The organism is Alteromonas sp. McT4-15, from assembly GCF_020515205.1.
Classification (GTDB): Bacteria; Pseudomonadota; Gammaproteobacteria; order Enterobacterales; family Alteromonadaceae; genus Alteromonas.
Window position 1 is genome coordinate 1 of record NZ_JAJALG010000045.1, and the last position, 24,668, is coordinate 24,668.

Sequence of the window (24,668 nt, forward strand, 5' to 3'; positions counted from 1 at the left end):
GTATAGAATTGCATTGAGTCTTCTCCGTTTTGGGTTTGGTCGCCTTCCAGCTTAGCCAATTTATTGGTTAAGCTGGGGAGAAGGCTCAATAAGTATCAAGACGTCGTTGTCCTTGCCTAGGTAAGAGTGAGCATTTTCAGAGAGGTGTGTGATTATCCCTTCTCTGTTTAGTGCTATTAGAAATCCAAAGCTTTGTATGCGACCAAGAAGATGAATAGGCTCTTTGTCACATTGCTGAACCAGTGTCTGTATATCGTCTGAGTTACTTTGCATCACATATGCCCAATGCTCTTTTTAAAAGTAACGCGACCTCCACTAACACTGCACAATAGTTAATGATTGAAGTCACTCAATAAGGGAATGCAACAATTTGCTATCGCTTCTTAAACAGTAGACCAAAATGTTCAGATAACACATTTTCATGCAAATAAGTTTATATTTATTGCGTAAATAAATGTGGGTGTCGCGATTTAACGTGTGGGGTAGTGAGCCTCCCTTCCCATTTGTATTAGTGTTTTCGACAACTTCTTATTTTTCAAGTTAGTCGATGAATTAGTTGAATATATTTCTATCAGGACGATAAAAAAGTTTTTTTCTCTACTAGAAAAAAATCTCACAAATACACAGCACTAAAGACACAATAAAACCATTAATATCAGAACCTTAAATTTCCTTTAGTGAGTAAAAGTCTGCTAAAAAATGACCACAAAGTAACAATAGATAAGGCTCAAGAGTTGAAAATAAAAAGTGAGTTAAATCACGATTAATAAAAAAAGCTTTACGATATTTGGTATAAAGGATAAAAAGCGCTCAATTAAATTTATACTGCCGTGTGGGCGGTTTATAGGATTAAAAAGACAGCATGAATGTAGAGACTATAACGCTTCATCTAGAAGAAAAGCTTGCGCTTATTAAAGCGTCAGTTATGTCCGACAGTTTTCTTATCCAGCTAGCAACAATGCTCGTTATCTACAGCGTTGCCTTTGTGCTTGCAAGACAAGTTAAGAAGCCATTTAAATTTACACGCGAAGCGCCCTCTCAAGGGGCTCACACATTACACGGCTTTATGTATAACTTGGGTGAAGCCTTATTTCCGTTAATCACCATTAGCATGCTGAAATTAACTACCGTACTTGGGGCTCAATTCCAATTTGACGCTTGGCTTTTGGAAATTGCTGTTGTTGTTGCGCTTATGCTTTTTGTGAATTCACTCATCAATGGATTTGTCGTAAACGAAACAATCGCAATGATTATGCGCTGGGTGGGTTTGCCAATTTTGTTTCTCCACCTGATTGGCGTGCTACCACTTATTACATCAGCACTTGAATCAATTGCTATATCGGTTGGAAATGTAGAAATATCTGCTTACGGTGTCGTACGAGTATTGTTGTTTGGTGCCCTGCTGTTTTGGCTTGGTAGAAGCTCCAATGCGATTGGTCAAGATATTATTCGAAATCACAAGTCGCTTGATGTATCCACCAAAGAAGTGTTTGCAAAGTTATTTGAAGTTGCCCTGTTCTGCGTTGTATTTCTTCTATTGCTAAATGTAATGGGTATTAATCTAACGGCGCTCGCTGTATTCGGTGGTGCCGTGGGTGTGGGTTTAGGTCTCGGCTTGCAGTCTATAGCATCGAACTTTATATCTGGCATTATTATATTGTTAGACAAGTCTCTTACTGTCGGTGATTACGTAGAACTAGAAGACGGCCAGAAAGGCATAGTACGCGAGTTTAAGATGCGTTACGCCGTGCTAGAAACCTTTGATGGTAAGGATATTTTGGTTCCTAATGAGAAGTTTATTAGCTCATCGTTAATTAATTGGACCCACAAGAATCTAAAACAGCGCTACCGTATTGATTTTTCAGTGGCATACAAGACCGACATTCGCGCCATGGTCGAGATTGTTAAAGAAGCCGTTGCAGCGCATCCTCAAGTGATTTCTGGCGACGATATTCCGTTTGAAGAGCTTCCTGATTGTGAAATTGATAGCTTTGGTGATTCGGGTGTGAATATGTTTGTCGAGTTTTGGATGGAAGGCGTAGATGATGGAAAAAATCGCGTAGGTGGTGACTTGCTACTAACGGTTTTTGAAACGTTACGTGAACACAATATCGAAATTCCGTTCCCACAGAGGGAAGTTCGAGTCATTAATGAACAGGATATCGGTATTCGCAACACCACGCCGTAACTACTGTACTGAATGTCGCGCTAGCTTAAAACCTAGCGCGAAGCGTATCCCATTCCCACTGTTGAGTAAGTAAGCCAAACAGACGGGTAAACTTCTCGTAGTCAGCTTTTCCCATCGCAATAGCCACCGTTTTCAGTTGAGATTTAGCTTTGATTGCTTTGACTTGTAACAACTCTAGCCTTTTGTCAGCGCTCTCGTCAAAACTATCGGCAATAATCAGGCTCGCTTTCTGACTAGCCTCCCACGCTGTGATCACATATTCCACCAGCTTTTTGTACACATTGACCATGCGTTTACGTTCAAACACGTCCTCAAAAATAGAGCCGCGCACAACATGTTGAAACCCTGCTTCGGTTTCATACTTCGATTGACTATCTAATTCATTCAATAGCACAAGAATGCTATGTAAAAGGCGTAAATGATCAGCATTATTGTATTGTGAGGGCTCCAAAAGCGAAATGTCATCACTTAACATTTCCAAGTTCACTAATATACGCTGTAGTGTTGCCATTAACTCAGGGCCCGTAGCCAATGTATCGCTGGATAGTCTAAAAGAATTCAGTGTACAGAATGTGTTCTGCTATTGCTAAATATTGTGAGACAAATTTGGTGACTTTGTTTAAACGAATTAAGGCATGGTAAAGGTTGCGGTACGTTTTTGCAGCGAAATGTACTAAAAAGGCCAAAAGCCCAAGCAGAAGATAAAAAACGGGGCTATTGCCCCGTTTTGCGTTTATTCGTTGCTTTGCTGCGCATTGCTATAGCGCATGCTTACAACTATAGGTCGGCGTGTAAGTCATGACGTAAATCGAACCGGTCTAGCGTCATTACTTTTGTCCATGCATCCACAAAGTCTTCAACAAAACGTTGCTTAGCATTGTCATAAGCGTATGCTTCAGCAACAGCGCGCAATTCACTGTTTGAACCGAATACCAAGTCCACTGGCGTACCTGTGTACATGACTTCGCCAGTCTGACGGTTTACGCCCTCGTAAACAGCAGGGTTATCAGTTTTTCTCCATTTGATACCCATATCGAGCAGCTTCACGAAGAAGTCGTTATTTAGCGTTCCTACTTTGTCTGTGAACACACCATGCGTTGCGCCACCAGTGTTGGCACCAAGTGAACGCAAGCCACCTAGCAATACCGTCATTTCAGGCACAGTTAAACTAAGCTGGTCCGCTTTATCAACCAACATATCAGTAGGAGAGCGGTAGCTAGCTTCTGCGTTATAGTAGTTTCTAAACGCATCTGCTGTTGGCTCAAGAAGTGAGAAAGAATTCACATCTGTTTGCTCTTGAGTCGCATCAGTTCTGCCAGGGACAACAGGCACAGTTATCTTAACACCGGCATCAGACGCCGCTTTTTCGATAGCTGCCGCACCACCAATAACAATTAAATCTGCAAGCGACACTTTCTTCTTAGAGAACATGCGAGAATTATATTCTTCTTGCACTTCTTTAAGCTTAGTGACTACCGCCTTTACGGTTTCCGGTTCGTTGGCTTCCCAGCTCATTTGTGGCTCAAGGGCGATACGCGCACCATTAGCACCACCACGATAATCTGATGCTCTGAAGCTAGCCGCTGAAGCCCACGCTGTTTTTACAAGCTGTTGAACTGATAATCCCGTATCTAAGATTTCTTTTTTCAGCTTCTTCACGTCTTTGTCAGAGATAGCTTTGTAATCTGCTTTTGGTACAGGATCTTGCCAAATGAAATTTTCTTTTGGTATATCATTCCCCAAATAACGAGTTTTTGGCCCCATGTCACGGTGCGTTAGCTTAAACCACGCTTTCGCAAATGCAGTTTGATATTCTTTCGGATCTGCCAAGAAGCGCTCTGCAATTTTGCGATACTCAGGATCGTACTTAAGCGCCAGGTCTGCGGTTGTCATAACCGGCGGGTTCTTTTTACCCTCGACGTGTGCGTCCGGTACAGACGTATGTGCCGCTTCGTCGGTTGGGATCCAAATAATAGCGCCAGCAGGACTACGCGTTTGCTTCCACTCAAAACCAAGAAGATTCTGCAAATACAAGCTTGTCCATTTAGTCGGAAGCTGTGTCCACGCACCTTCTAAACCACTGGTTACTGTATCTTCAGCGTTACCTTTTCCGCAGTTGTTCTTCCAACCTAATCCTTGTTCCTCAAGGCCAGCGCCACCTGGCTCTGCCTCTAGACAATCAGCAGGCTTGTGCGCACCGTGCATTTTACCAAACGTGTGACCACCCGCGATAAGGGCGACAGTTTCTTCATCGTTCATTGCCATACGGGCAAACGCGGTGCGAATGTTCTTAGCCGACCCCATAGGATCAGGAACGCCTTTTGGACCTTCAGGGTTAACATAGATTAACCCCATATGCGTTGCACCTAGTGGACGCTGAAGCTTGCCGTCTTTTTCTTCGCGATCGCTTGCTAACATTTCAACTTCTGGGCCCCAATAAACCATATCAGGTTCCCAATCATCGGTACGACCGCCAGCAAAACCATAGGTATCGAAACCCATATTCTCCATGCCCACTGTACCCGCTAAGATCATCAGGTCACCCCATGACAAGCTTTCACCGTACTTTTGTTTGATTGGCCAAAGTAGTCGACGCGCTTTGTCTAGGTTGCCATTGTCAGGCCAGCTGTTAAGAGGATCGAAGCGCATTTGACCACCATCACCGCCACCGCGGCCATCTAGCGTTCTATAAGTACCTGCGCTGTGCCAAGAAAGGCGAATGAAGAATGGACCGTAATTACCGAAATCAGCCGGCCACCAATCTTGCGAAGTAGTGAGAAGATCATTGACGTCTTTTTTAACTTGGTCTAAGTCAAGCTTTGAGAACGCTTTAGCATAGTCAAAATCTTCACCAAGTGGATTTGAGCGACTGTCATGATCGCGTAATGGCGAGAGATCCAATTGGTTGGGCCACCAAAACTGATTCGTTTTTGCTTGGAACGCTTTAGACATTCCTGTGCCTTTTGCGCCAGCAGGCTTAGTCATTTGCTCATTTGCTAGTGCGCCAGTGGCAGTTAAACTCAATGCTACCAAAGCAGAAAGTGTGGTTTTCTTAAACCTTGATGTGATCATGGTCATTTCCCGTCTTTAAATTGTTATTCGTTGTTCGATTGCTAAAAAGCAACAAACCCTAGCGTTAACATTTTGTTTACTTGTGCGTTTAAAAAGATAGACAGAGACACTTCATATTTACAGTCAATTAAATGGATTCAGATGATTGATATTTCCAATCAAAAACAAAGTTCTTTATTTTCAATGAATTAAATAAAAACACTTCAAAAGTAAGAATCAACCACAATAAGAAAAAAGCCACTTGTATTTCATGAATCAATTTCACAGCGCGCGAATTTTTTACGTTGTTCGCCTGAAGTACGATTCTTTCACTCCCTAAAAGTGGTTAAAAATAAAACGCCAAACTGATGATTTTGAAATTTTTTCGTAGTTTTCGATACGTTTTTGCAACTTCTACGCTGGCATAGCATTTGAAACAGACAAGGAGGACACAGTTGGGAAACGTAAATGCCAACTAAAGCACATTTTCTTCATACGAGAAGTCAATGGATTGTTAAAGAAGTAAGAGGACGAACTTATGAAAAACACACTTAAATCACTGACAAGTATTGCTACGGTAGCATCAATTAGTGCAATGGCCGCTTTTGGTGCTCAGGCCCAAACAAGCGAAATAGAAGTCAAGGACAGTGGCTTCTATGTTGGCGGTAATTACGGTTATCTTCGCGTTGAAGGTGAAGATGATTTTGATGACGATAAAGATGTGTGGCAAGGACTTGTAGGGTATAAGTTTAACGAATGGATTGCACTAGAAGGTGGCTATATCGATTTCGGTGATTATGGCAACGACATAGCCGGCGCTGAAACTGACGGCTACACAGCGGCAATTAAAGGTATTCTACCGCTAACAGAGCGTTTTTCACTGTACGCCAAAGCAGGCCAGTTGTGGTCTGAAACTGAGTATAACATCGGCACAATTCGCCGAGATAACGATGACGAAAGTCTGTTTGTTGGTGCCGGCTTAAGCTATGCAATCACGAGTAACTTCTTGGTTAATGCCGAATATACCGTTTACGACACTGAGCTAGATGCTGAAGAAGCATTTGATGACATCGACGACACTGATTTTGAAACAGATCTAAAGCAGGCCAGCATTGGTGTTGAATACCGCTTTTAATCGATTTTTTTGACAGTGGTAATACTTCATACAGGTCTCCTTCGCTAGCTAAGGAGACCTGTTGTTTATGCAAACACGACCTTCGCGTTTCTTTATTAACCATCAATACGCTGAATTAATTGCGCCAACTCTTCTATCTTGGAAACCGTTGTTTTTACCAAGTTATCAATTTCATTCGAAGACGCTTGAGAATTACCCGCAAGTGTTCTCACCTCGTCGGCTACCACAGCAAACCCCCTTCCCATCTCTCCAGCGCGAGCAGCTTCAATAGCGGCATTAAGTGCGAGTAAATTAGTTTGTTCTGATATCGAATTTATCGTACCAACAATTGTACTTATAGTTTGGCTGGTAGTAAGTAACTCTTTCATGGCGCCTTGGGTATCGTTTACCGCTTGTTTTCTACCAGATATATTGACCGCAAAAAATACATAACGTGTAATTTGACCATTAAAGTTCTTAAGTGCGCTAATACGGGAGTCAAATGCCAAATAATTACCATTGGCTTTAAACTCAACAATTTTCGATACGAATCCTGAAGCCGACAGTTTATCTTTATCTTCACTCGTAAGACGCCCCATTAATTCTTGCGCGAAGTCTTTGGAATCCATTGTCCCTTTAAGCGTATCTTTCAATAGTTTGTTGGCCTCAATAACTTCGCCATCTGGCTTCATCTCAAGTAGTACCAATGCACTGCCAATCGCTTTAAGCTTGTTGGTAAAATCTAGCGCCATTTGTTTTACGCGGGTTATATCTGCTTGAACTGCAATGAAGTTAACCAATTTTCCTGCATCAAATACTGGGTTAATCGATAATGACGTCCAATAAGGCGTACCATCTTTTCTGTAATTGAGGATTTCGTCGTAAAAGGCTTCTCTGTTTTTTAGTTTCTGCCTGATCACATCGACAGTACGGGGATCCGTCTCTTCGCCTTGTAAGAAAGAGCCAGGCTTTTTACCTCTCACTTCATCAAGTTTCCAGCCGGTAAGTCGGTAGAAACCATTATTCACATACTCAATTAATCCATCGGCGTTTGAAATAATGACTGCATTATCCGTTTCGTTTGCGACCAGCGATAACATTCGCTGTAACTCGCGTTGTTCAACTTCCTCAGTTACATCGCGAATGAATGCTGTGTACAAGGTTCTATCGGCAAGTCTCACTTTGGATAGCGACAATCTTCCCCATAAAGTATTACCGTCTTTGCGCTCTATTTTAACTTCTCGACTTGTACCAACGATTTTATCCTGGCCTGTTTCTCTATTAGCATTCACATAGCTATCATGCTCTTTTTGAATGGCTTGAGGTACAAGCATTTTGACATTCTTACCAATTACTTCTGAGCGCTTGTAGCCCCACAACGTTTCTGCAGATGCATTAAATAGCGTTATATTATTGTGCTCATCTATACACACCACGGCATCAAGTGCCTGCTCAAGGGTTTGCTCAACAATTTCGCGCGACTCCCTCTCTTCGGTAACATCCCGTACGAACGCCGTGTAGTGTTTCTTACCGCCCACTATCACTTGTGACAATGCAAGCTGAACCCAAATTCGATTACCACTTTTTGTCTCTAATTCAACTTCACGAGAGCTGCCCACAATTTTATTTTTATTTGTGCTGCGATGCGTATTCACATAACTGTCGTGATTGGCCTGGTGTTCGGTGGGTACGAGTTTTCGAATGTTTTTCCCTATAACTTCATCGGGTGAATAGCCCCATAGTTGCTGTGCAGCATGGTTATAAAAAGTAACATTGTTGTTCTCGTCTATGGTCACAACAGCCAGTATTGATTGAGACAATGCCTGCACCGCAGCATTGTCGCGGGAGAAGAAACCCATGTGTACAAACTCCTCTGATCATATAGACAAAAGTCTATATAGATGACAATTTCTAGATTCGCCAGCATGAATATTTGTCGTAGCACACAGTGAAATAATTACACTGTAGGCTTTTAACGTAGTTTTTAATCTCTACTTTGAAAAATTAAATTCCATTAATTTCATACACCTACCCTCTATGCATAACACTGTTTCAAGAAGGAATACTTTCTGCAGGTATCACGGGCTAGTTAATAAGGAATTTAGGTAGGTCGCCATGACATTAAGTAATAATATTTTTCAACCAGGTGAAAATTGTTGGGTAGAAAGCCAAGCCCGCTTTTCTACTCCTTTGATTGATTGTGCGAACTACTACAAAGCTTTACACAGTGCCATTGTTAAGGCCTCTCACAGTATATTTATCGTAGGCTGGGACATTGATAGCCGTATACGTCTTCTTCGCGGGAAAGACGAGCAACAAAGCGAAGCGCCAAGTGTAATTAGTGACCTGTTAAAGTGGAAAGCAGAACAAAACCCCGACATTAAAATTTATCTTCTACGTTGGGATTCTTCTCTAGCGTTTTTCGCCCAGCGTGAAATGTGGGCCAAAGAAGTATGGGAAGAGAAAACGCCCGATAACGTAGAGACAGTACTAGATGACACCATACCAATGGGTGGTAGTCAGCATCAAAAAATCGTTGTCATTGACGACGAGTTAGTTTTTTCTGGGGGCATGGATGTGTCAACGAACCGATGGGACACGCGAGATCACCCGGTGATATCTGAAGAACGCGATGGACCAGATGGTGAGTACGGCCCACTTCACGATGTGCAAATGGTATCGAGTGGCCCTGTCGTCGTTGACTTTGCCAAGCTTGTTCGCTGGCGTTGGCAACGTGTTGCGGATAGCTCACCCATTGATATTCGCGAAGCAGCCCAAAACGGTGAAGATGCGCCATTGCCCGAAGCGTGGCCGGACGATTACCCACCGCTTTTCGAAAATGTGCAGTGCGCGCTTGCCCGTACCATACCGTTTATGGATGAAGTAGAACCCGCACAAGAAGTTCGCCATATGCTACTTGACCTCATTAAGGAGGCCGAGTCGGTAATCTATATCGAAAACCAATTTACCACTCGTCAAGAAATAGCTGAAGCGCTTAATAAGCAATTAAAGCTGAAGCCCGAACTTAGCGTCATTATAGTGAGCTCTTACGAACCGAAAGGAAAGTTTGAGTGTGAGGCATTCTGGGCAAGTCGTATCGAGTTTAAGGCCATCTTAGAAAAGGATATTGACGCTAACCGCGTAAAACTTACCTATTCATCGATTGAGGATATGCAAGGCCGAAAAGCCTATAAACGTATCCACTCTAAAGTGATGACAATAGACGACAAATATCTCGTCATTGGCTCATCGAACTTAAGCAATCGGTCAATGACGCTAGATACTGAAATAGATACAGTTCTCTATGGTAATACGCCGCAAAATCAAGAAAAAATTGCGCAAGTGAGAAATGACTTACTGGCGGAACATACTGGCAGAGCACTTGAAGATATGCCCGCACTTTTTGAGTCAAAGCACCCTGTAGAAGCACTCATGCATAACCAAATTGCTCACGGTTACGTGTTAACTGAAGTACGTGATGAAGTTTTCACTGAGCACTCTGTTAAAAATGTATTTCGTGCGCTTTCCGACCCTGAAGAGCCGCTTATTTCAGTCCCTACACTCGACGGTGCGGCACTACCGGCGAGGAACCCTCGAAGACGCAGTATCATGATCATGATAGGTGTCACCATTGTGGCTGTTCTTGGGGGGTTGATGTTCTGGGCAAGCCAATCTATTGAGTGGTTGAGCTCAGATAGTATCAATGCCTTTTTAGAGAAGAGTCGCGGTACCTATTTCGCACTACCTACCGTGTTATTGGTTTACGTAATAGGGGGAATCTTATTTTTCCCTGTTACCGTACTTTCTTTAGCAGTTGCGGCCATTTTCGGTCCCATATGGGGACCCATCTACGGCATCATGGGGGCGCTACTGAGTTCTGCCATCTTATTTGGTATCGGCAAGGTGTCAGGTAACGCAGGCTTAAGGAAAATTGGCGGCCCTAAAGTTGCTGCGGTCGATGAGAAGTTAAAGCGAAGTGGTATTGTTGGCGTCGCGGCAATACGTATGCTTCCTGTAGCACCCTTTAGTTTAGTTAACTTAGTTGCCGGCATTTCATCCATTGGCATTATTCAGTTTCTGATTGGCACCTTTTTGGGCATGTTCCCGCCTATGATAGCCAAAGGCTTGGTAGGCGATTCAATTGCACAAATTTGGCAGAACCCGTCAGTTGAAACCATAAGCTATCTTGCAGGCGGCATTGTGCTGTGGGGCTTGATGATTTGGGGCTCACAAAAATTCGCCCGTTATTACCAGTCTCGAAAGGCGCCATCTGCTGAAAATGAGAGTCAGGATAGTTGCTCGAAAGACGAAGGTGAAAAATGTGCCGCATAGTTTCCTACAACATTCACAGCGGTGTAGGCCGCGATAAGCAGCACGATTACAAACGCATTGGCCAGTTTCTGGCGAACACAGGTGCCGATGTTGTGTTGCTTCAGGAAATGGATACCCGCTCTGCACAAAGAGAAACGGCGCAGGACGTTGAAGATATCTGCGCCAATCAAGTGTTCCAAATGGCGCCATCACCTGCTATTCGTGAAGCGCATGGCTGGTATGGCAACGCTGTGTTATCGCGTTTTAAAGTGCTATCTCAAGAGGTCATTGATGTTAGTCAAACAGGACGCCAACCGAGAAATGTACAAGTTGTTGTGTTACAAACGGAAAAAGGGCCACTTACTGTGGTTAATACGCACAAAGGACTCAAGAAGCTTGAGCGTCGCTCTCAATTTACTTTACTGCACGACTACTTAGCCAAGCGTCTTGAGGATAAACCCACCCCACTTGTTTTGGCGGGGGATTTTAATGAATGGCAGTTCTTTTCAAAGGCATTCACGTCCCTTGATTCATTATTAGTTCAACACAAAGTAGGGGCTACTTTCCCCAGCCACTTTCCAATCTTCTCGTTAGACAGGGTTTGGGTGACCAGTGATATTCAAGTAAAGGGAGTGACTAAAGTTAAAAACGCTCGTACGAAAGTAATGTCTGATCACCTCCCCATACAAGTGGATATTGTGCTGCCAGAAAAAGACAAGGAGACCGATGCTATATAGCTTGCACCTAGCGAGGTTAGAATGTCCTTAAGGGCACATTTTTAAACATTGAAGCAGCAAATTCTAGGGTGCCACACCAATGCTGCAGTGCATTTTCTTGTGCGACAACCTTGCGAATAATATTGATGACATAATCAAGATGGGAGTCAGTTTTAATTCTCTTATTAACCGCCGCGAACACGCTACGATGCATCTCTGGCTGGGTGATTTTGAGCGTTGACACTAACCCCGATTCTTTGAGGTGAAAAATAGCGGAAGTAGGCAATATCATTACCCCCTCCCCCTGCATTACTTGCCGCAACCCAGTCATTAGCTGTCCTGAATAAACAAGATCGTGTTGCAATGATACACCGGTCGCTTTTTCGTAATGGTCTATCAATTGCCCCAACGCATCTTTCTTTCCCGGTGAAAGTAACGGTAAATCGCTCATCTCCCAAAAGTGAATTGATTGTTTCTGCCTGAGTGCAGTGTACTCAATAGAAGATGTTGAAGCAGTAAAGACTAAGTGCATTTCTTCTTGAATAAGTGGTGTTACTGACATCAAAGTCTCGTCAAGGGCTTGTTCGTAGGTTAGTGCTATGTCCACCTGCTTTGACGCCAGCCAATCATTAATGGTGTATGAAGGACCCGTACTAATTTCGATTTTAAGCGGCGCATGGTGACGTGTTATTTCATTAAGTAACGGTAACGAGAGCACGTTACCAACCGAAGGCAACATGCCTATTTTAATTATGTTACTTTGCTTTTTATTTAAACCGTCTAGTGCTTTTTGGGCCATTTCCATTTGGCTCAAGATGCTCTGCGCATGCTCTAGAAATAGTTTCCCTGCTGGCGTCAACGTAACACCGGAAAAGCTTCTATTAAACAAGGTAGACTTCGTTTCACGCTCAAGGCTCGCCAGTTGCTGACTAATGGCAGGTTGGGCAATGTCCAGCGCTCTCGCCGCCGCAGCAATACTGCCTTTTTTTGCAGCTGCCACAAAATAATGTAGCTGTTTGGCATGCACTTTACACTTCCCCCCTTATTAGAATTTTCTCGTCAGGTCAGATAGATAGAATCAGACTCCCCCTCATAAATTCAGCAATGAATATGCCATTCGAATTAGTTATATGAGAAAAAATTGTAAAATTCACGACCGCAAGAAAGTGTTTAAAAATTCATAGTTTTAATTCATGAAGCCAACAAATCGCTATACACAAGGCTTTGCTGGGCGGCTACATATTTTTCTTATATCCCTAAATATTCTTCTTTCTTCCTCTAACTCAAAAGAGTTTTTAGCCTAATTCTTGTTCACAGGTATCCGAACAATTCTTACAAGATGCGAACCGCATCAATGTGGTGCCTGTGCGTGCCAAAAAAGGGCGTGTTGGTAAAGGCTTGCCCATCATAAAAGCAATGTTTAAGCACGAGTAGGAACACACATGAAAAAAAATAAGTTACATACCGCAATAGTCTATGCGCTCACCACGTTTTCACTTATTAGCATATCTCATCTTGCGATGGCACAAGAATCACAAGAAGTAAAAGAAGAAACTACAGAAGCGAAAGATTTAGAACGTATCGCAGTTGTGGGTGCACGCGGTGCGCCGCGCTCGGTAATGAGTTCACCTGTTCCTGTCGATGTGCTAAGTGCAGAAGATATGGAAGCAGTAGCGTTCACAGACATGAACAACGTACTAATGACATTAGTTCCCTCTTACTCACTGGCTCGACAACCAATTTCTGATGGCGGCACATTTGTGAGACCTGCGACCTTACGAGGCCTTCCAACAGACAAAACGCTGGTTTTGGTCAACTCTAAAAGGCGACATCGTGCTGCACTAGTACAAATTGGCGGGTCAGGTACACAAGGTCCCGACCTTGCGACCATACCCACTTCTGCAATCGGTAGTGTTGAGGTTTTACGCGATGGTGCTGCTGCACAGTATGGCTCTGATGCTATTGCCGGTGTAATAAACTTTCAATTAAAGAATAACAGTGAAGGCGGCTCATTTACCGCAGACTATGGTACTTACTATGAGGGTGATGGTGATCAAATCACCGTTACCGCCAATAAGGGCTTTGCACTAGGCACCGATGGATTTGTCAGTGTTTCTGCTGAGTACTCTGACAGTGAAGCGACATTTCGCGGAGAGCAATACTGTGAAAGCTGGTTTTGTGTAGACGAGCAATCTGATGAATACATCGCAGCTGCACAAGCCATGGCAAATGAAGTACATGGTTCAGACCAAGTACAGCCTTGGGGGCAACCCAATACCAGCGGTACACGTATTTTCGTCAAATTCAGGCTACACACTCTCTTCAGAAGCAGAATTGTATGCTTTTGCAAATTACTCAGAAAGTGAAGGTGACGGTTCCTTTTTTTACCGCTATCCAGGCAACGGCACCATAGAAGATATTCGCCTAGAAGATGGCTCTATTTGGAATCCAACTAAGTTTTTCCCCGGCGGTTTCACGCCACGCTTCTTTGGCGATGTCACTGACTCCTCATTTGTTGGAGGCATTAAAGGCGTGGTTGGCGATTTAGGCTATGACGTGAGTGGCCGTTATGGTTCAAATGAAATCTCATACACGTTAAAAAATACCATTAACCCTTCGATGGGAAATATGTCACCAACACAATTCAATCCGGGTGACTTAACCAATGAAGAAACCCAATTTCAAGCAGACTTCACCTACGACTTATCAACTTATGTTCTTGCATTTGGTGTGAGTTATCTCGATGAAAGCTATGAAATTAAAGAGGGCGAATTAGATTCTTATTTTGCAGGTCCTTATGCAACGTCAGACCCGTGGATGTTTTGTAACGATGATTATACTGCTACCGCTGCTGGCCTAGGTGTAATAGCTAATGGTTCATCACTTAACTGCGGTAATTACACCTCTGTAGATTCCAATGGTGATGGCGTTGAGGACGACGGCTTTGAAGGAGTAGACGCTGTTTACACTGTTGTAGGTGTAGGCTCTAACGGTTTTCCGGGTTATTCCCCCGAGTTTTCAGATACCTACTCTCGCGACTCTTACGCTATTTATGCTGATGTGTCCGGTGATATCACTGACAACCTATTTGCACAGGGCGCTATTCGTTATGAAGACTACTCGGATTTTGGTTCTGAATTGGTCTATAAAGTGGCTGGCATATATCAGATAACCGACGAAGTGGCCGTTCGCTCCTCTTTTGGTACAGGCTTTAGAGCACCGACTCCAGGGCAACAGGGTACAACTAATGTGTCGACGCGCCTACCTAATGGTTTTCCTGTAGCAACCGGCTTATTCCCAGCTGGAAGTGACGTAGCACAAGCATTAGGCGCTAATGAGTTAGGTCCTGAAAAGTCTACCAACTTCACCCTAGGTCTCACCGCCAATTACGGCGATATGACACTTACCATCGACTACTACAACATCAAGCTTGAAGACCGCGTTAACTCTGTCTCCACCCTTGATGTATCTACAGTGGAAGTAACTGACTCCAATGCATCTGGCTATGATGCCTACCAAAATTACTTAGCGTTGGCTGGAGCAGGTGTAGTTGGAGCTGAATCAATCGGTGGCGTGTTCTTTTTCCAAAACGCGTTCGATACCGTGACCGAAGGAGTCGATGTAGTGGCCACCTATAACATGGAGACCACATATGGTGCTACAACGCTAACTGCCTCCGTTAACTATAACACCAACGAGTTTGATTCTGACCCGAGCGAATTTTTTAATGCTGAAGATCAATTTGATTTTGAAAATGGTACGCCTGAAGTTCGAGGAGTGCTGTCACTCAAACACAGCTATGAAGATTGGATGCTCGTCAGTCGCTTAAATTATTACTCAGAATACGAAAATGCAAACAACAGCACACTAGAGGTAATTCAAAAGTTTGGCGCTGAATTCATGTTTGATATGGAAGGTAGTTACCACTTCAATGAAAATCTTACGTTGTCAGTCGGCGTTAGAAACCTATTCGACAACTATCCAGATAAAGGCACCATGGGAGAAACCTGTTGTGGGCGAATATATCGCTCTGATTCTATCGTCGATTGGCAAGGTGGTTATTACTACACACGCTTAGCAGCTCGATTCTAATTATACCTGAGCACCGGCTTTTGCCGGTGTTTGTTTTTTCAGTGAATTCTATGTTGTTCGTCCATGCTATCGGAGAAAAAATTAGATGGAAATAGAGCTACTGTGGTTTGTAGTGACACTTTGTATTACCGGCGCAATCGCGGGAATAACAGCAGGACTTTTCGGCAATGGTGGAGGTTTCGTTGTTGTGCCCGCGCTACTCGCGGTGTTTCCTTTTTTTACGCCTCCGTCAGAAGCCTTGGTTAAAGTTGCCATAGGCACTTCTCTGGCGTCGATTGTGGTCTCAAGCGCCCGTTCTGTAATGGCACACCGCGCCAAAGGGGCCGTCGATTTTGACATACTCCGCTCTTGGAGCATTTGGCTTATTCTAGGTGTTGGTGGCGGTGTAATCATAGCCAACAATACCAGTGCTAATGGCCTAACCGTTGTATTTGCAGCAGGTGTGCTGTTGTATTCCGTGTACTTTTTGTTTCCTGAATTCGTCGTTCGTCCGGGTCTAGTTTTTGACATGCCAACGGGTTTAGGAAAAGCGGTACTCGCGTTTGTGCTAGGCGGCTTTTCTGCGTTACTCGGTATAGGAGGCGGTACACCCACCGTTATCACAATGGTGATGTGCCAACGCTCTATTCAGCAAGCCGTTGCTACTGCAGCAGGCGTCGGCTTTCTTATCGGACTTCCCGGCGCGCTAGGCTTTTTGTTTATGAAGCACCCCGAAAGCGCATCACTCCCCTTCGGCACTGTTGGCTTTATCAATATACCCGCCCTAATTGCAATCAGTATCGGCGCCATATTTACCGCTCCTATTGGCGCCCAAATGGCGCACAACTTCAGCGAAAAGAAACTCAAACGCCTTTTTGGCGTTTACTTGGTCATTGTCTCAAGCGCCATGTTTTACAAGGCCATGTAGACTCGAAAATAATGAAATAAAGGAAAATCAGCATGACATACAATCGCTCAAGACGTTTATTTTTAGGCGGAACTGTCGCAGCTACAGCCCTAGGCGCAAGCGGCTTGGTAAGCACAGCAGCAAACGGAACAGACAGCCTTGTAAAGAATGTCACTTACGGTCCTAAACCCGGGGTAGCCAAACTCAATGCCAATGAAAACCCGTTTGGGCCTAGTCCTCTTGCACTCAAAGCTATAGCCAAAGCATCAGCCGAGGGAGGCGCCTATTATGCCTACCCTGCTGCAATGACATTGTTAGACATGATTGCAGAACGCCACGGTATCAAACGCGAAAACATTTCTTTAAGCGCAGGGTCCAGTCCAATTCTATCTTATGCTGCGCTTGCGGCTAGTCATAAAGGCAAAATTCTAGGGCCTGATCTTTTTTGGGACACAACGTCGAAAGCGCCAGAAAAGCAAGGCGCACCTGAGATTGTAAGGGTGCCAAATACGCCTGACCTCGATATTGATTTAGACGCAATGTATGCTGCGTTAGATGAATCTATTGGCATGGTACACATCTGTAATCCAAATAATCCAACTGGCAAAATACTCGATCCTGAAAAACTAAAAGCCTTTTGCATTAAGGCCTCTAAAAAGGCGTTAGTTTTGGTAGACGAAGCGTATAACGAGTTAATTGATGAGCCCCCAAAACACTCTATGATCCCGCTGGTCAAAGCAGGTCACAACGTTATTGTGGCAAGAACATTTTCCAAGATATATGGCTTAGCAGGTATGCGCGTGGGTTACCTCATTGCATCAGAGGAAAATACGCAATGGATTAATCAATACGGCATGGGGGGCTACACGTTAAACCAAGCTGGCCTTGCAGCAGCAATAGCTAGCTACAACGACGATGCGTTTCTCACTTTTTCAAAAGAAAAAATAGATGAAGCAAAGGCAATGGTAATGGCCGCGGTCCAGGCAAACGGCTTAACCGCGTTACCATCAAGTACGAACTTTATATTCGTCAATTTGGGTGATGGAAACGCTGAATACTTTCGACAAGCCATGGCTGAAAAAGACGTGCTTATTCGAGGCGTTTACCGAACCTACACAAATTGGTCACGCGTCAGCATGGGTAAAATCGCCGACGTTAAGCGCTATGTAGATGCCATGCCCTACGCACTTGAAAAGATGTCGACACTGCAAAAAACGTAACAAACAATACGTGTTTCTATTTTGGCCTGCAGTACATTTGCTGCAGGTCATCGATTTGTTTCTTCCATTACCCTATCTCTTGCATACTCAACACTTAAGTCTAATACGCGAAACTTCCTGTTTTGCCATATATTTAAGGCATTGGCGCTAGCGCAGTTACATTGCCCTTTGAGTATTTTCCTAAGTAGGTTGCACTAACGCCAAAGTTGCACATACTTTATAAAAACGCATAGCGGCCTAAACCTTATTTTCCGGCCCGTTTTTTATGCGCGTTTGATACCAATCAAAAAGTGACGGAAGGAGGTTGTTCATGTCAATTTCTGTATTGGTTGCTGACGACTCAAAGTTATCGAGACGAAGCGTAATCCGCTCGCTTCCAGAAGAGCTTGATTACGACATAACAGAAGCAACCAATGGGCAAGAAGCGATTGATTCGCTCTCTCAGCAAGGTTTTGCTTTGCTGCTGCTAGATTTAACAATGCCAGGCGTTGATGGTGTGGGCGTATTAGAATATCTACAAGACAAGCAAGACAAACCCAACGTTATCGTGATAAGTGCTGACTTTCAGCCGGAAAAGCAAAAAATTGTGATGGCCTTGGGTGCTAAGAGATTCTTGCGAAAGCCGCTCGATAAAGAAGAACTCGCCATGACACTTTTCGAACTGGGGTACTTATGAGTAGTGTATTACCATTAGACGAAGAGCAAAGAGACGCACTCCAAGAGCTCTTAAATATATCAATGGGTCAAGCCGCAAATTCATTGGCACAGTTAATTGAAACCAAAATTGACATCTCCATTCCCACCATTTCAGCAGTGACGCCCAATGAATTATATAGCTTGCTGTTTGAAACCACTGGCGCATTTTACACTCGCCAGTCTTTTCTCGGCGACATTCACGGTGAAGTAATGTCAGTACTCTCTCGCTCGGGCTTATCTGAAGTGGCAGAGCTTATGGATTATGATGAACCACTCTCTAAGGAAGATGTGCAGGAGATCATTCTTGAGCTTTGCAACATACTCGCAGGTGCCTGTTTAGCCGGTTTATCTGAACAATTAGAACTAACGACTAATTTAAATATGCCAACGCTTTTTGTCCCAGATAAAACTAATTTTGATGCACTCAAATGGCAGCACAGTTTAGTGATGGAAGTTCGCTTTGCTATCGCTATTTCATCTTTCAGTATGCGTGTTGTTTTCTGTTTAGATGATGAATCTCTCACTCGAATGAAAACGACATTGGACGAGTTACTTGAATAATGTTTGAACAACTGGTGGGTAAATTACCTGTCGGCATTGGTGTGGTAAATGAGAACTTTCAAGTTGTCTATCTTAACGAGTTTTTCCTAGACCGCTTGCCTCACGAGCTGCGTGGTGACTATAAAGAAAAAGTGGTTACCGACCTATTTGAAGGCCAAGGTAAATTTTTAAAGCGCAGGCTCAAATCGGTGTTTGTTTTACAACATCCTAGCTTTAGTTATTGGGAGCAACGCCCGCACATTTTTCCGTTCAAAAGCTCTCGCCCAATTACGGGTGAAGAAACGCAGATGTATCAAAATATGGAAATTTTGCCGGTCAAGGACCCGAATACTGGCGAGAGACTCGCGTGCATTTTTCTGCAAGACGTCACTGCCCAAGCGAGCTATTTTCGTACTCAACAAAAACTCTCAGAAGCACTAAAAAAAGAACACGAAGCACAGCGAAAGCTCATCAAAAAACTCGACAGCGCACAAAGCCAATTGATCCAGGCTGAGAAAATGGCCTCTACAGGTCAACTCGCGGCGGGGATCGCACATGAAATCAATAACCCCATTGGCTTTGTCAACGCAAACTTAAATACTTTGGCACAGTACGCATCACACCTTATCAGTATTGCTGACGGTGTACAGGAACAGATAAATGCGTTTGGCGAAGAGCTTGCCGAACAAATTACTTCCCTTTATGAATCTAACCACTATGCGTTGTTAAAAGAAGATATCAACGAGCTGATTAGTGAATCCGCCGAGGGTTTGATGCGGGTTAAAGAAATTGTTGAGAACTTAAAGAACTTCTCTATTGAATCAAAAGAAGGTGTGCAAAACATTGACCTATGTAAAATCTGCCAACAAATTATTTCTCTTGTCTCTGCGCAATACAATAAACCGCTCTACAAACTAGACTATGAGCGCGAAGATGTGACTATCACGGGCTATCCAGGCCCAATTAAACAAGCGTTGATGAATATCGTATTGAACGCTGCACAGGCCACTGCGCAAAAGGGCTTCGTGAAAATCTATATAAAGGAAGAGAACCAACATATTCACGTGAAAGTCTTAGACAGCGGCCACGGTATTTCACAACAAAACCTCAAGCGAATTTTCGATCCTTTCTTTACCACAAAACCAGAGGGGCAAGGCCAAGGTTTAGGGCTCTCAGTGGCGTATACTGCTGTTAAGCAACACCAGGGAAAAATAAATGTCAGTAGTAAAGAAGGTAAAGGTACTGTCTTCGAAATTATTCTTCCTAAGTACTTCTTAGTACAAGACGCAGAAAAATAAGCAACAGCTCCATTTACCTCTTACTGCCATTAGTGCGCGACATACTCATAAATACCCTGGCTGTTTAACGACCTTTTAAGCCTACCTTTTACCACCAAATAATTAAGATGCGACATACATTCAGCAACAGCAAACACCATGTTTCGACTCGACAGCTCCCTTTTGAACATTACTGGTAGCAATGAAACTAGTGTTTGTGGTTTGTGACACGCTTCACCCAGCGCCGATAAATGTTCCTGATGATGGCAGATCAACTCATCGACCCGTTGATGAAGCCCCACAAAGGGCAGTTTGTGGGCTGGCAATACAGTAGTATTTTCAGGAAGTAATTTGAATTGAGGTAGCGTTGTTAGGTAGTCCTCTAGTGTACTCGCTTCAGGTTCCGTAGAGTATGCGCCAATGTTTGGGGTGATGATCGGTAAAATGTGGTCTCCCGAAATCAATACGTTTTTTTCTTTATTGAATAGGCAAACATGCTCTGGCGAGTGGCCACGACCGATAATTACTTTCCAGGTGTCTCCTCCAAACGTTAACTGCATATCGTGTTTTAAACGTGTATAGCTGATAGGTACAGGAGAAACGACGCTACTATAACCTTTGTTACCGCCGGAAGTTAGCTGTTCAATTAACGTCGAATCGAGCCCCGCCCGTTTATAGTACTCAATATCTCTTTCATTGGTGGCGCCATTTCTCCCTGCACCAAATGCACGAGCAGTAAAGTACTCCGTTTGAGACATGTAAAAAGGTACGTTGTAATTATCAGCAATCCACCCGGCAAGGCCGATATGATCTGGGTGTAAATGTGTCACAATAACACCACATATTGGAGAATCTAGCTGAGCGAATATTGTTTGCCAGAGCGCCTTGGTTTTTGATGTACCTAAGCCTGTATCAACAACTACCCACCCATTTTCAGCGCGTATGAGGTACAAGTTGATGTGGTCGAGCTCAAACGGAAGCGGCATTGTTAGCCACAATACGCCGTCAACAATTTCAATTAACTGACCCGGCTCAACTTGTTCGTCGAAAAGGTATTTCATCTTCCTGTCCATCTATAACGGTGCACACACTATATAAGTGTTCTATCGCGTCAATCGTATAAAGACAAACGTATCTGCCGAATAGAGATCTATAGGAGTCGGTGATAGCAAAGGGTATACTTAGAAACATATACACATATTTGCCTTTTGAAATACATTCTCTGCATTACACAACATGTCAAAACCGCTAATAAAACAGGGCTTCATCTTGAGTAAGGGCACGTTTACTCGTTCGGGAAAAGTGTATGTGGAATTATGGGTAAAGACAGACACAACAACAGTAAGGCTGATATCTGAGCCTCAGCAGCCCGTTTGCTTTGTTGCAACCACACAACAAGACGACTTATTGGCAGTATTGGACACACTCCAAAAACACATAACCTTTTCAGACGATGGTTTCACAACGTTAGAGCAAGTTGCAGTTGTAACCGTTAAAGCTGACACAGAAAGCCGCATGCATCAGCTAAGACAAATCGCAAAGCAAGTTGGGGTGACGCTCTACGAAGCCGATATTCGTGTTGCAGATAGGTTTCTAATGGAACGCTTTGTCTATGGCGCGATTGAATTTCTTAGCCCAAGTGACCGTAAATCTTCATCGTTACCCGTTACCATTGAAAATGCGCAAATTAGACCCGGTCACTATCGCCCTACTTTCTCTTCTCTTAGCATCGACATTGAGTGTGACGAGCATGAGACACTTTTCAGTATTGCGCTAGCAGGCGACGGCCTTAGCGAAGTGATACTGAAAAGGCCTGATACTTTGAATAGCGACATTGAATTAAGTACCACGCAAACAGATTACACGTTAACCGTTGTTGATGATGAAGCGACATTGCTTGAACACTTTTTTCAACGACTTAGCGCTTTCGACCCCGATATTATTTTAGGTTGGAACGTCAAACAGTTTGATATGGCTGTGATTGCAAGACGTGCCAAATATAACAAACTGCCCTTTGCAATCGGTAGGCATGACAGAGAAGCCTCGGTAAGAGAGTGGGAAGACCAAACGATTGTAGATGTGCCAGGCAGGGCTGTTGTTGATGGTATAGAGTCGCTTAAGACAATGACTTATCAGTTTGAGTCTTTCTCACTTGATCATGTATCAGAAGTACTATTGGGCGAAAACAAGCTTATCCAAGATCACAATAAACTTGAAGCAATCAAACAACTCTATCAAACCGACCCGATTGCCCTTGCTAACTACAACTTTAAAGACACGGTGTTAGTTAATCAAATACAGCACGCGACACAGTTTATCGATTTTCTTGCACTGCGAGGCACACTAACAGGTTTAGATATAAGCCGTCCGGGAGGCTCTGTCGCCGCTTTCCTCAATGTTTATTTACCCAAATTACACCGAGAACGCTATGTTGCTGGTGTTCGCCCTGAAAATGGTGGGCTTGCCAGCCCAGGCGGCTATGTGATGCATTCGAAACCTGGATTGTATCAAGACGTTTTGGTACTGGATTTTAAAAGCCTATACCCCTCTATAATTCGAACATTTAAAATCGATCCATTAGGGTTAGCAGAAGGCCTTAAGCACCCCGCTAGCGCAATTGAGGGCTTTAAAGGCGCTGTATTTAGTCGCAACAAACACTTTCTCCCAGATATCATTGAAAACCTTTGGCGTCAGCGTGATGAGGCGAAAAAACAAAATGACGCACCCCGTTCTCAAGCCATTAAAATACTTATGAATTCATTTTATGGTGTATTAGGTAGTGGAGGATGTCCTTTTTACGACCCCCGACTAGCCAGTTCAATTACCCTGCGCGGTCACGAAATTATGCAAACCACTGCACGCTGGATAGAAGAACTGGGGTATACCGTTATATATGGAGATACAGATTCAACTTTTGTGCACGTTGAAGGTAATAATGCATTTGGTACTCCGAAAGAGACAGGAAAGCAGCTTGCTGAGCTTATCAATACAAAGTGGCGTGAACTTCTGCGTTCGCAATTTCACATTGAGTGCCATTTAGAAATTGAATTTGAATCACATTTCTCGACCTTTTTTATGCCAACAATACGCGGCTCTTCTCAAGGCAGCAAAAAACGTTATGCCGGTTTAAAGAGTGAAGTAATTGATGGAGTAGAAACGAATACGCTCATATTTAAAGGCCTGGAAAATGTACGTTCAGATTGGACAGAGCTTGCCAAGAACTTTCAATACACTTTGTATCAGAAGGTGTTTAACAAAGAGCCGGTTAAAAATTATATTGAGCACACATTAGCTGACATTCGACAGGGAAACGTAGATGCATTGCTTGTTTATAATAAACGACTGAGAAAGCCATTGTCATCGTATGTAAAGTCTATACCTCCTCATGTAAAGGCAGCCAGACTAGCAGATGCACTTTATAAAGAACGAGGAGAACCATTACGATTCCAGAACAATACAACAATACCTTACGTAATAACGGTGCAAGGGCCTCAAACGACAGACACAGTTTCCGCCCCTCTAGATTACGAGCACTATATTGAAAAGCAAATTAAACCCATAGCAGATAGCATATTGCCGTTGATTGGCTCAGATTTCGACAAGCTCACTAATCAACAGTTAAACCTGTTTTGAATCACTCTTTGTTTGTATGAACATCTTTCAAATGTTGTTACGTATTAACATACCGCCATTAAGAGCCTACCAGTTTAAAAACTAGCAATATCTATAATATTCAATTAGATACATCATTGGCACAACTAGTGAATAGTTTTTCATTGTGTAGTAATGAGCAATTGATCGCTCACATTTATTCTCAAATAGAAGGATTTACATTATGAAGACTACAAAACTTAGTACGATCATGAGTGCAGCATTGGCAGCAACTATTTCATCTACAGCGTTTGCTGGCCATCATGAAACAAAGGTTGATACTAGCTTTAATGCTATGGACACAAATAGCGATGGTTTCATTGTCGCTTCTGAGGTTGAAGGCACACTTGAAGCCAAAACGTTGGCAATGATGGATACAGATGGCGACAACATGGTTAGTCGTAATGAGTTTTCTATATTCGTTGATGAAAAGCCGTCTATGTTCAGCGATGAAATTATTACTAAAGTTAAGACTACCAGTACCACAGATGCGGTGTTGATTAAACGCGGCGATGTAGCGTTAATGGAAAAAGCAGATGGTGAGATGATCTCTGAAAAAAATAAAGAGCTTCGTACCGAAATGTCAGCGATGGCCGATGATCGATTTACGCAGATTGATACCAACAGCGACGGTAAACTGACCACTGAAGAGATCGAAGTTGCAGAAATACAAGGTGACTTTGATGAAATGGATGACAATGATGACCAAGTGATCACGCGAATGGAATATCGTGCCTATTTTGAAGAAATTGAATCGGAATAGATTTTACTTCGCTACTAAACGTCATAAAGCAAAAAACCCGCCGTAAGGCGGGTTTCTTTAATTAGGACCTGGCAGTGTCCTACTCTCACATGGGGAAGCCCCACACTACCATCGGCGCTAATACGTTTCACTTCTGAGTTCGGAATGGAGTCAGGTGGTACCG

At 43.4% G+C, this 24,668-nt stretch carries 17 protein-coding genes, 1 rRNA gene and 1 pseudogene; 12 read left to right on the plus strand and 7 right to left on the minus strand.

Annotated elements, in window-relative coordinates:
• Positions 1–60: 60 nt before the first annotated feature.
• On the minus strand, positions 61–273 hold the full coding sequence (locus LHL20_RS19120) for a hypothetical protein (RefSeq protein WP_226434414.1): 213 nt from the start codon (positions 271–273) through the stop codon (positions 61–63).
• 589 nt (positions 274–862) lie between these two features.
• On the opposite strand from LHL20_RS19120, the gene LHL20_RS19125 reads away from it, so the two are divergent.
• Positions 863–2,188 (plus strand): mechanosensitive ion channel family protein, encoded by a 1,326-nt coding sequence (locus LHL20_RS19125; protein ID WP_226434415.1) that lies wholly within the window; start codon positions 863–865, stop codon positions 2,186–2,188.
• Positions 2,189–2,213: 25 nt separating this feature from the next.
• Here the strand turns inward: LHL20_RS19125 and LHL20_RS19130 are convergent, their stop codons facing one another.
• Together LHL20_RS19130 and katG are read right to left on the minus strand one after the other, a co-directional pair.
• On the minus strand, positions 2,214–2,699 hold the full coding sequence (locus LHL20_RS19130; RefSeq protein WP_226434416.1) for a hypothetical protein: 486 nt from the start codon (positions 2,697–2,699) through the stop codon (positions 2,214–2,216).
• A 266-nt stretch (positions 2,700–2,965) separates the two neighbouring features.
• The gene (katG, locus tag LHL20_RS19135) at positions 2,966–5,260 is read right to left on the minus strand and encodes a catalase/peroxidase HPI (RefSeq protein WP_319003255.1); all 2,295 of its coding nucleotides are present in this window, start codon (positions 5,258–5,260) and stop codon (positions 2,966–2,968) included.
• Between the two features lie 517 nt (positions 5,261–5,777).
• On the opposite strand from katG, the gene LHL20_RS19140 reads away from it, so the two are divergent.
• Entirely contained in the window at positions 5,778–6,374 is a 597-nt protein-coding gene (locus LHL20_RS19140; protein WP_226434417.1) for a porin family protein, read from the plus strand.
• Between the two features lie 95 nt (positions 6,375–6,469).
• Here the strand turns inward: LHL20_RS19140 and LHL20_RS21210 are convergent, their stop codons facing one another.
• Positions 6,470–8,212, minus strand: coding sequence for a PAS domain S-box protein (locus LHL20_RS21210; RefSeq protein WP_226434418.1), 1,743 nt, complete (start codon positions 8,210–8,212; stop codon positions 6,470–6,472).
• A gap of 256 nt (positions 8,213–8,468) precedes the next feature.
• On the opposite strand from LHL20_RS21210, the gene LHL20_RS19150 reads away from it, so the two are divergent.
• Positions 8,469–10,685 carry a VTT domain-containing protein gene (locus LHL20_RS19150; protein ID WP_226434419.1) on the plus strand — a complete coding sequence of 739 codons (2,217 nt, stop codon included), beginning with the start codon at positions 8,469–8,471 and terminating at the stop codon, positions 10,683–10,685.
• Positions 10,673–11,401, plus strand: a complete 729-nt coding sequence (locus LHL20_RS19155; protein WP_226434420.1) for an endonuclease/exonuclease/phosphatase family protein — start codon at positions 10,673–10,675, stop codon at positions 11,399–11,401. Before LHL20_RS19150 ends, LHL20_RS19155 begins: the two co-directional genes overlap by 13 nt.
• Before the next feature lie 16 nt (positions 11,402–11,417).
• Here LHL20_RS19155 and LHL20_RS19160 read toward each other — a convergent pair whose 3' ends face one another.
• The gene (locus LHL20_RS19160) at positions 11,418–12,407 is read right to left on the minus strand and encodes a LysR family transcriptional regulator (protein WP_226434421.1); all 990 of its coding nucleotides are present in this window, start codon (positions 12,405–12,407) and stop codon (positions 11,418–11,420) included.
• A gap of 415 nt (positions 12,408–12,822) precedes the next feature.
• Here LHL20_RS19160 and LHL20_RS19165 point away from each other — a divergent pair.
• From LHL20_RS19165 to LHL20_RS19190, 6 genes and pseudogenes are all read left to right on the plus strand, one after another.
• A pseudogene (locus LHL20_RS19165) lies at positions 12,823–15,472 on the plus strand (TonB-dependent receptor plug domain-containing protein).
• Positions 15,473–15,557: 85 nt separating this feature from the next.
• Positions 15,558–16,379, plus strand: coding sequence for a sulfite exporter TauE/SafE family protein (locus LHL20_RS19170; RefSeq protein ID WP_226434422.1), 822 nt, complete (start codon positions 15,558–15,560; stop codon positions 16,377–16,379).
• A 32-nt stretch (positions 16,380–16,411) separates the two neighbouring features.
• Positions 16,412–17,578, plus strand: coding sequence for a pyridoxal phosphate-dependent aminotransferase (locus LHL20_RS19175; protein ID WP_226434423.1), 1,167 nt, complete (start codon positions 16,412–16,414; stop codon positions 17,576–17,578).
• A gap of 310 nt (positions 17,579–17,888) precedes the next feature.
• On the plus strand, positions 17,889–18,254 hold the full coding sequence (locus tag LHL20_RS19180) for a response regulator (protein ID WP_159626369.1): 366 nt from the start codon (positions 17,889–17,891) through the stop codon (positions 18,252–18,254).
• Positions 18,251–18,835 carry a chemotaxis protein CheX gene (locus LHL20_RS19185; protein ID WP_202262474.1) on the plus strand — a complete coding sequence of 195 codons (585 nt, stop codon included), beginning with the start codon at positions 18,251–18,253 and terminating at the stop codon, positions 18,833–18,835. The genes LHL20_RS19180 and LHL20_RS19185 overlap by 4 nt, the downstream gene beginning before the upstream one ends.
• The gene (locus LHL20_RS19190) at positions 18,835–20,112 is read left to right on the plus strand and encodes a sensor histidine kinase (protein WP_226434424.1); all 1,278 of its coding nucleotides are present in this window, start codon (positions 18,835–18,837) and stop codon (positions 20,110–20,112) included. The genes LHL20_RS19185 and LHL20_RS19190 overlap by 1 nt, the downstream gene beginning before the upstream one ends.
• A gap of 29 nt (positions 20,113–20,141) precedes the next feature.
• On the opposite strand, the gene LHL20_RS19195 is transcribed toward LHL20_RS19190, so the two are convergent.
• Complete coding sequence (locus LHL20_RS19195) at positions 20,142–21,152, minus strand: MBL fold metallo-hydrolase (RefSeq protein WP_226434425.1); 1,011 nt, start codon at positions 21,150–21,152, stop codon at positions 20,142–20,144.
• Positions 21,153–21,327: 175 nt separating this feature from the next.
• Between LHL20_RS19195 and LHL20_RS19200 the strand changes: the two genes are divergently transcribed.
• Positions 21,328–23,724, plus strand: coding sequence for a DNA polymerase II (locus LHL20_RS19200; protein ID WP_226434426.1), 2,397 nt, complete (start codon positions 21,328–21,330; stop codon positions 23,722–23,724).
• A gap of 202 nt (positions 23,725–23,926) precedes the next feature.
• Positions 23,927–24,505, plus strand: a complete 579-nt coding sequence (locus tag LHL20_RS19205; protein WP_226434427.1) for a hypothetical protein — start codon at positions 23,927–23,929, stop codon at positions 24,503–24,505.
• A 66-nt stretch (positions 24,506–24,571) separates the two neighbouring features.
• Here LHL20_RS19205 and rrf read toward each other — a convergent pair.
• Positions 24,572–24,668: ribosomal RNA gene (gene rrf / locus LHL20_RS19210) — 5S ribosomal RNA — on the minus strand; the annotation flags it as partial.

Coding starts and splice junctions, on each gene's coding strand:
- LHL20_RS19120 (WP_226434414.1), bottom strand. CDS start 273: ATGCAAAGTAACTCAGACGATATACAGACACTGGTTCAGCAATGTGAC.
- LHL20_RS19125 (WP_226434415.1), top strand. CDS start 863: ATGAATGTAGAGACTATAACGCTTCATCTAGAAGAAAAGCTTGCGCTT.
- LHL20_RS19130 (WP_226434416.1), bottom strand. CDS start 2,699: ATGGCAACACTACAGCGTATATTAGTGAACTTGGAAATGTTAAGTGAT.
- katG (WP_319003255.1), bottom strand. CDS start 5,260: ATGATCACATCAAGGTTTAAGAAAACCACACTTTCTGCTTTGGTAGCA.
- LHL20_RS19140 (WP_226434417.1), top strand. CDS start 5,778: ATGAAAAACACACTTAAATCACTGACAAGTATTGCTACGGTAGCATCA.
- LHL20_RS21210 (WP_226434418.1), bottom strand. CDS start 8,212: ATGGGTTTCTTCTCCCGCGACAATGCTGCGGTGCAGGCATTGTCTCAA.
- LHL20_RS19150 (WP_226434419.1), top strand. CDS start 8,469: ATGACATTAAGTAATAATATTTTTCAACCAGGTGAAAATTGTTGGGTA.
- LHL20_RS19155 (WP_226434420.1), top strand. CDS start 10,673: ATGTGCCGCATAGTTTCCTACAACATTCACAGCGGTGTAGGCCGCGAT.
- LHL20_RS19170 (WP_226434422.1), top strand. CDS start 15,558: ATGGAAATAGAGCTACTGTGGTTTGTAGTGACACTTTGTATTACCGGC.
- LHL20_RS19175 (WP_226434423.1), top strand. CDS start 16,412: ATGACATACAATCGCTCAAGACGTTTATTTTTAGGCGGAACTGTCGCA.
- LHL20_RS19180 (WP_159626369.1), top strand. CDS start 17,889: ATGTCAATTTCTGTATTGGTTGCTGACGACTCAAAGTTATCGAGACGA.
- LHL20_RS19185 (WP_202262474.1), top strand. CDS start 18,251: ATGAGTAGTGTATTACCATTAGACGAAGAGCAAAGAGACGCACTCCAA.
- LHL20_RS19190 (WP_226434424.1), top strand. CDS start 18,835: ATGTTTGAACAACTGGTGGGTAAATTACCTGTCGGCATTGGTGTGGTA.
- LHL20_RS19195 (WP_226434425.1), bottom strand. CDS start 21,152: ATGAAATACCTTTTCGACGAACAAGTTGAGCCGGGTCAGTTAATTGAA.
- LHL20_RS19200 (WP_226434426.1), top strand. CDS start 21,328: ATGTCAAAACCGCTAATAAAACAGGGCTTCATCTTGAGTAAGGGCACG.
- LHL20_RS19205 (WP_226434427.1), top strand. CDS start 23,927: ATGAAGACTACAAAACTTAGTACGATCATGAGTGCAGCATTGGCAGCA.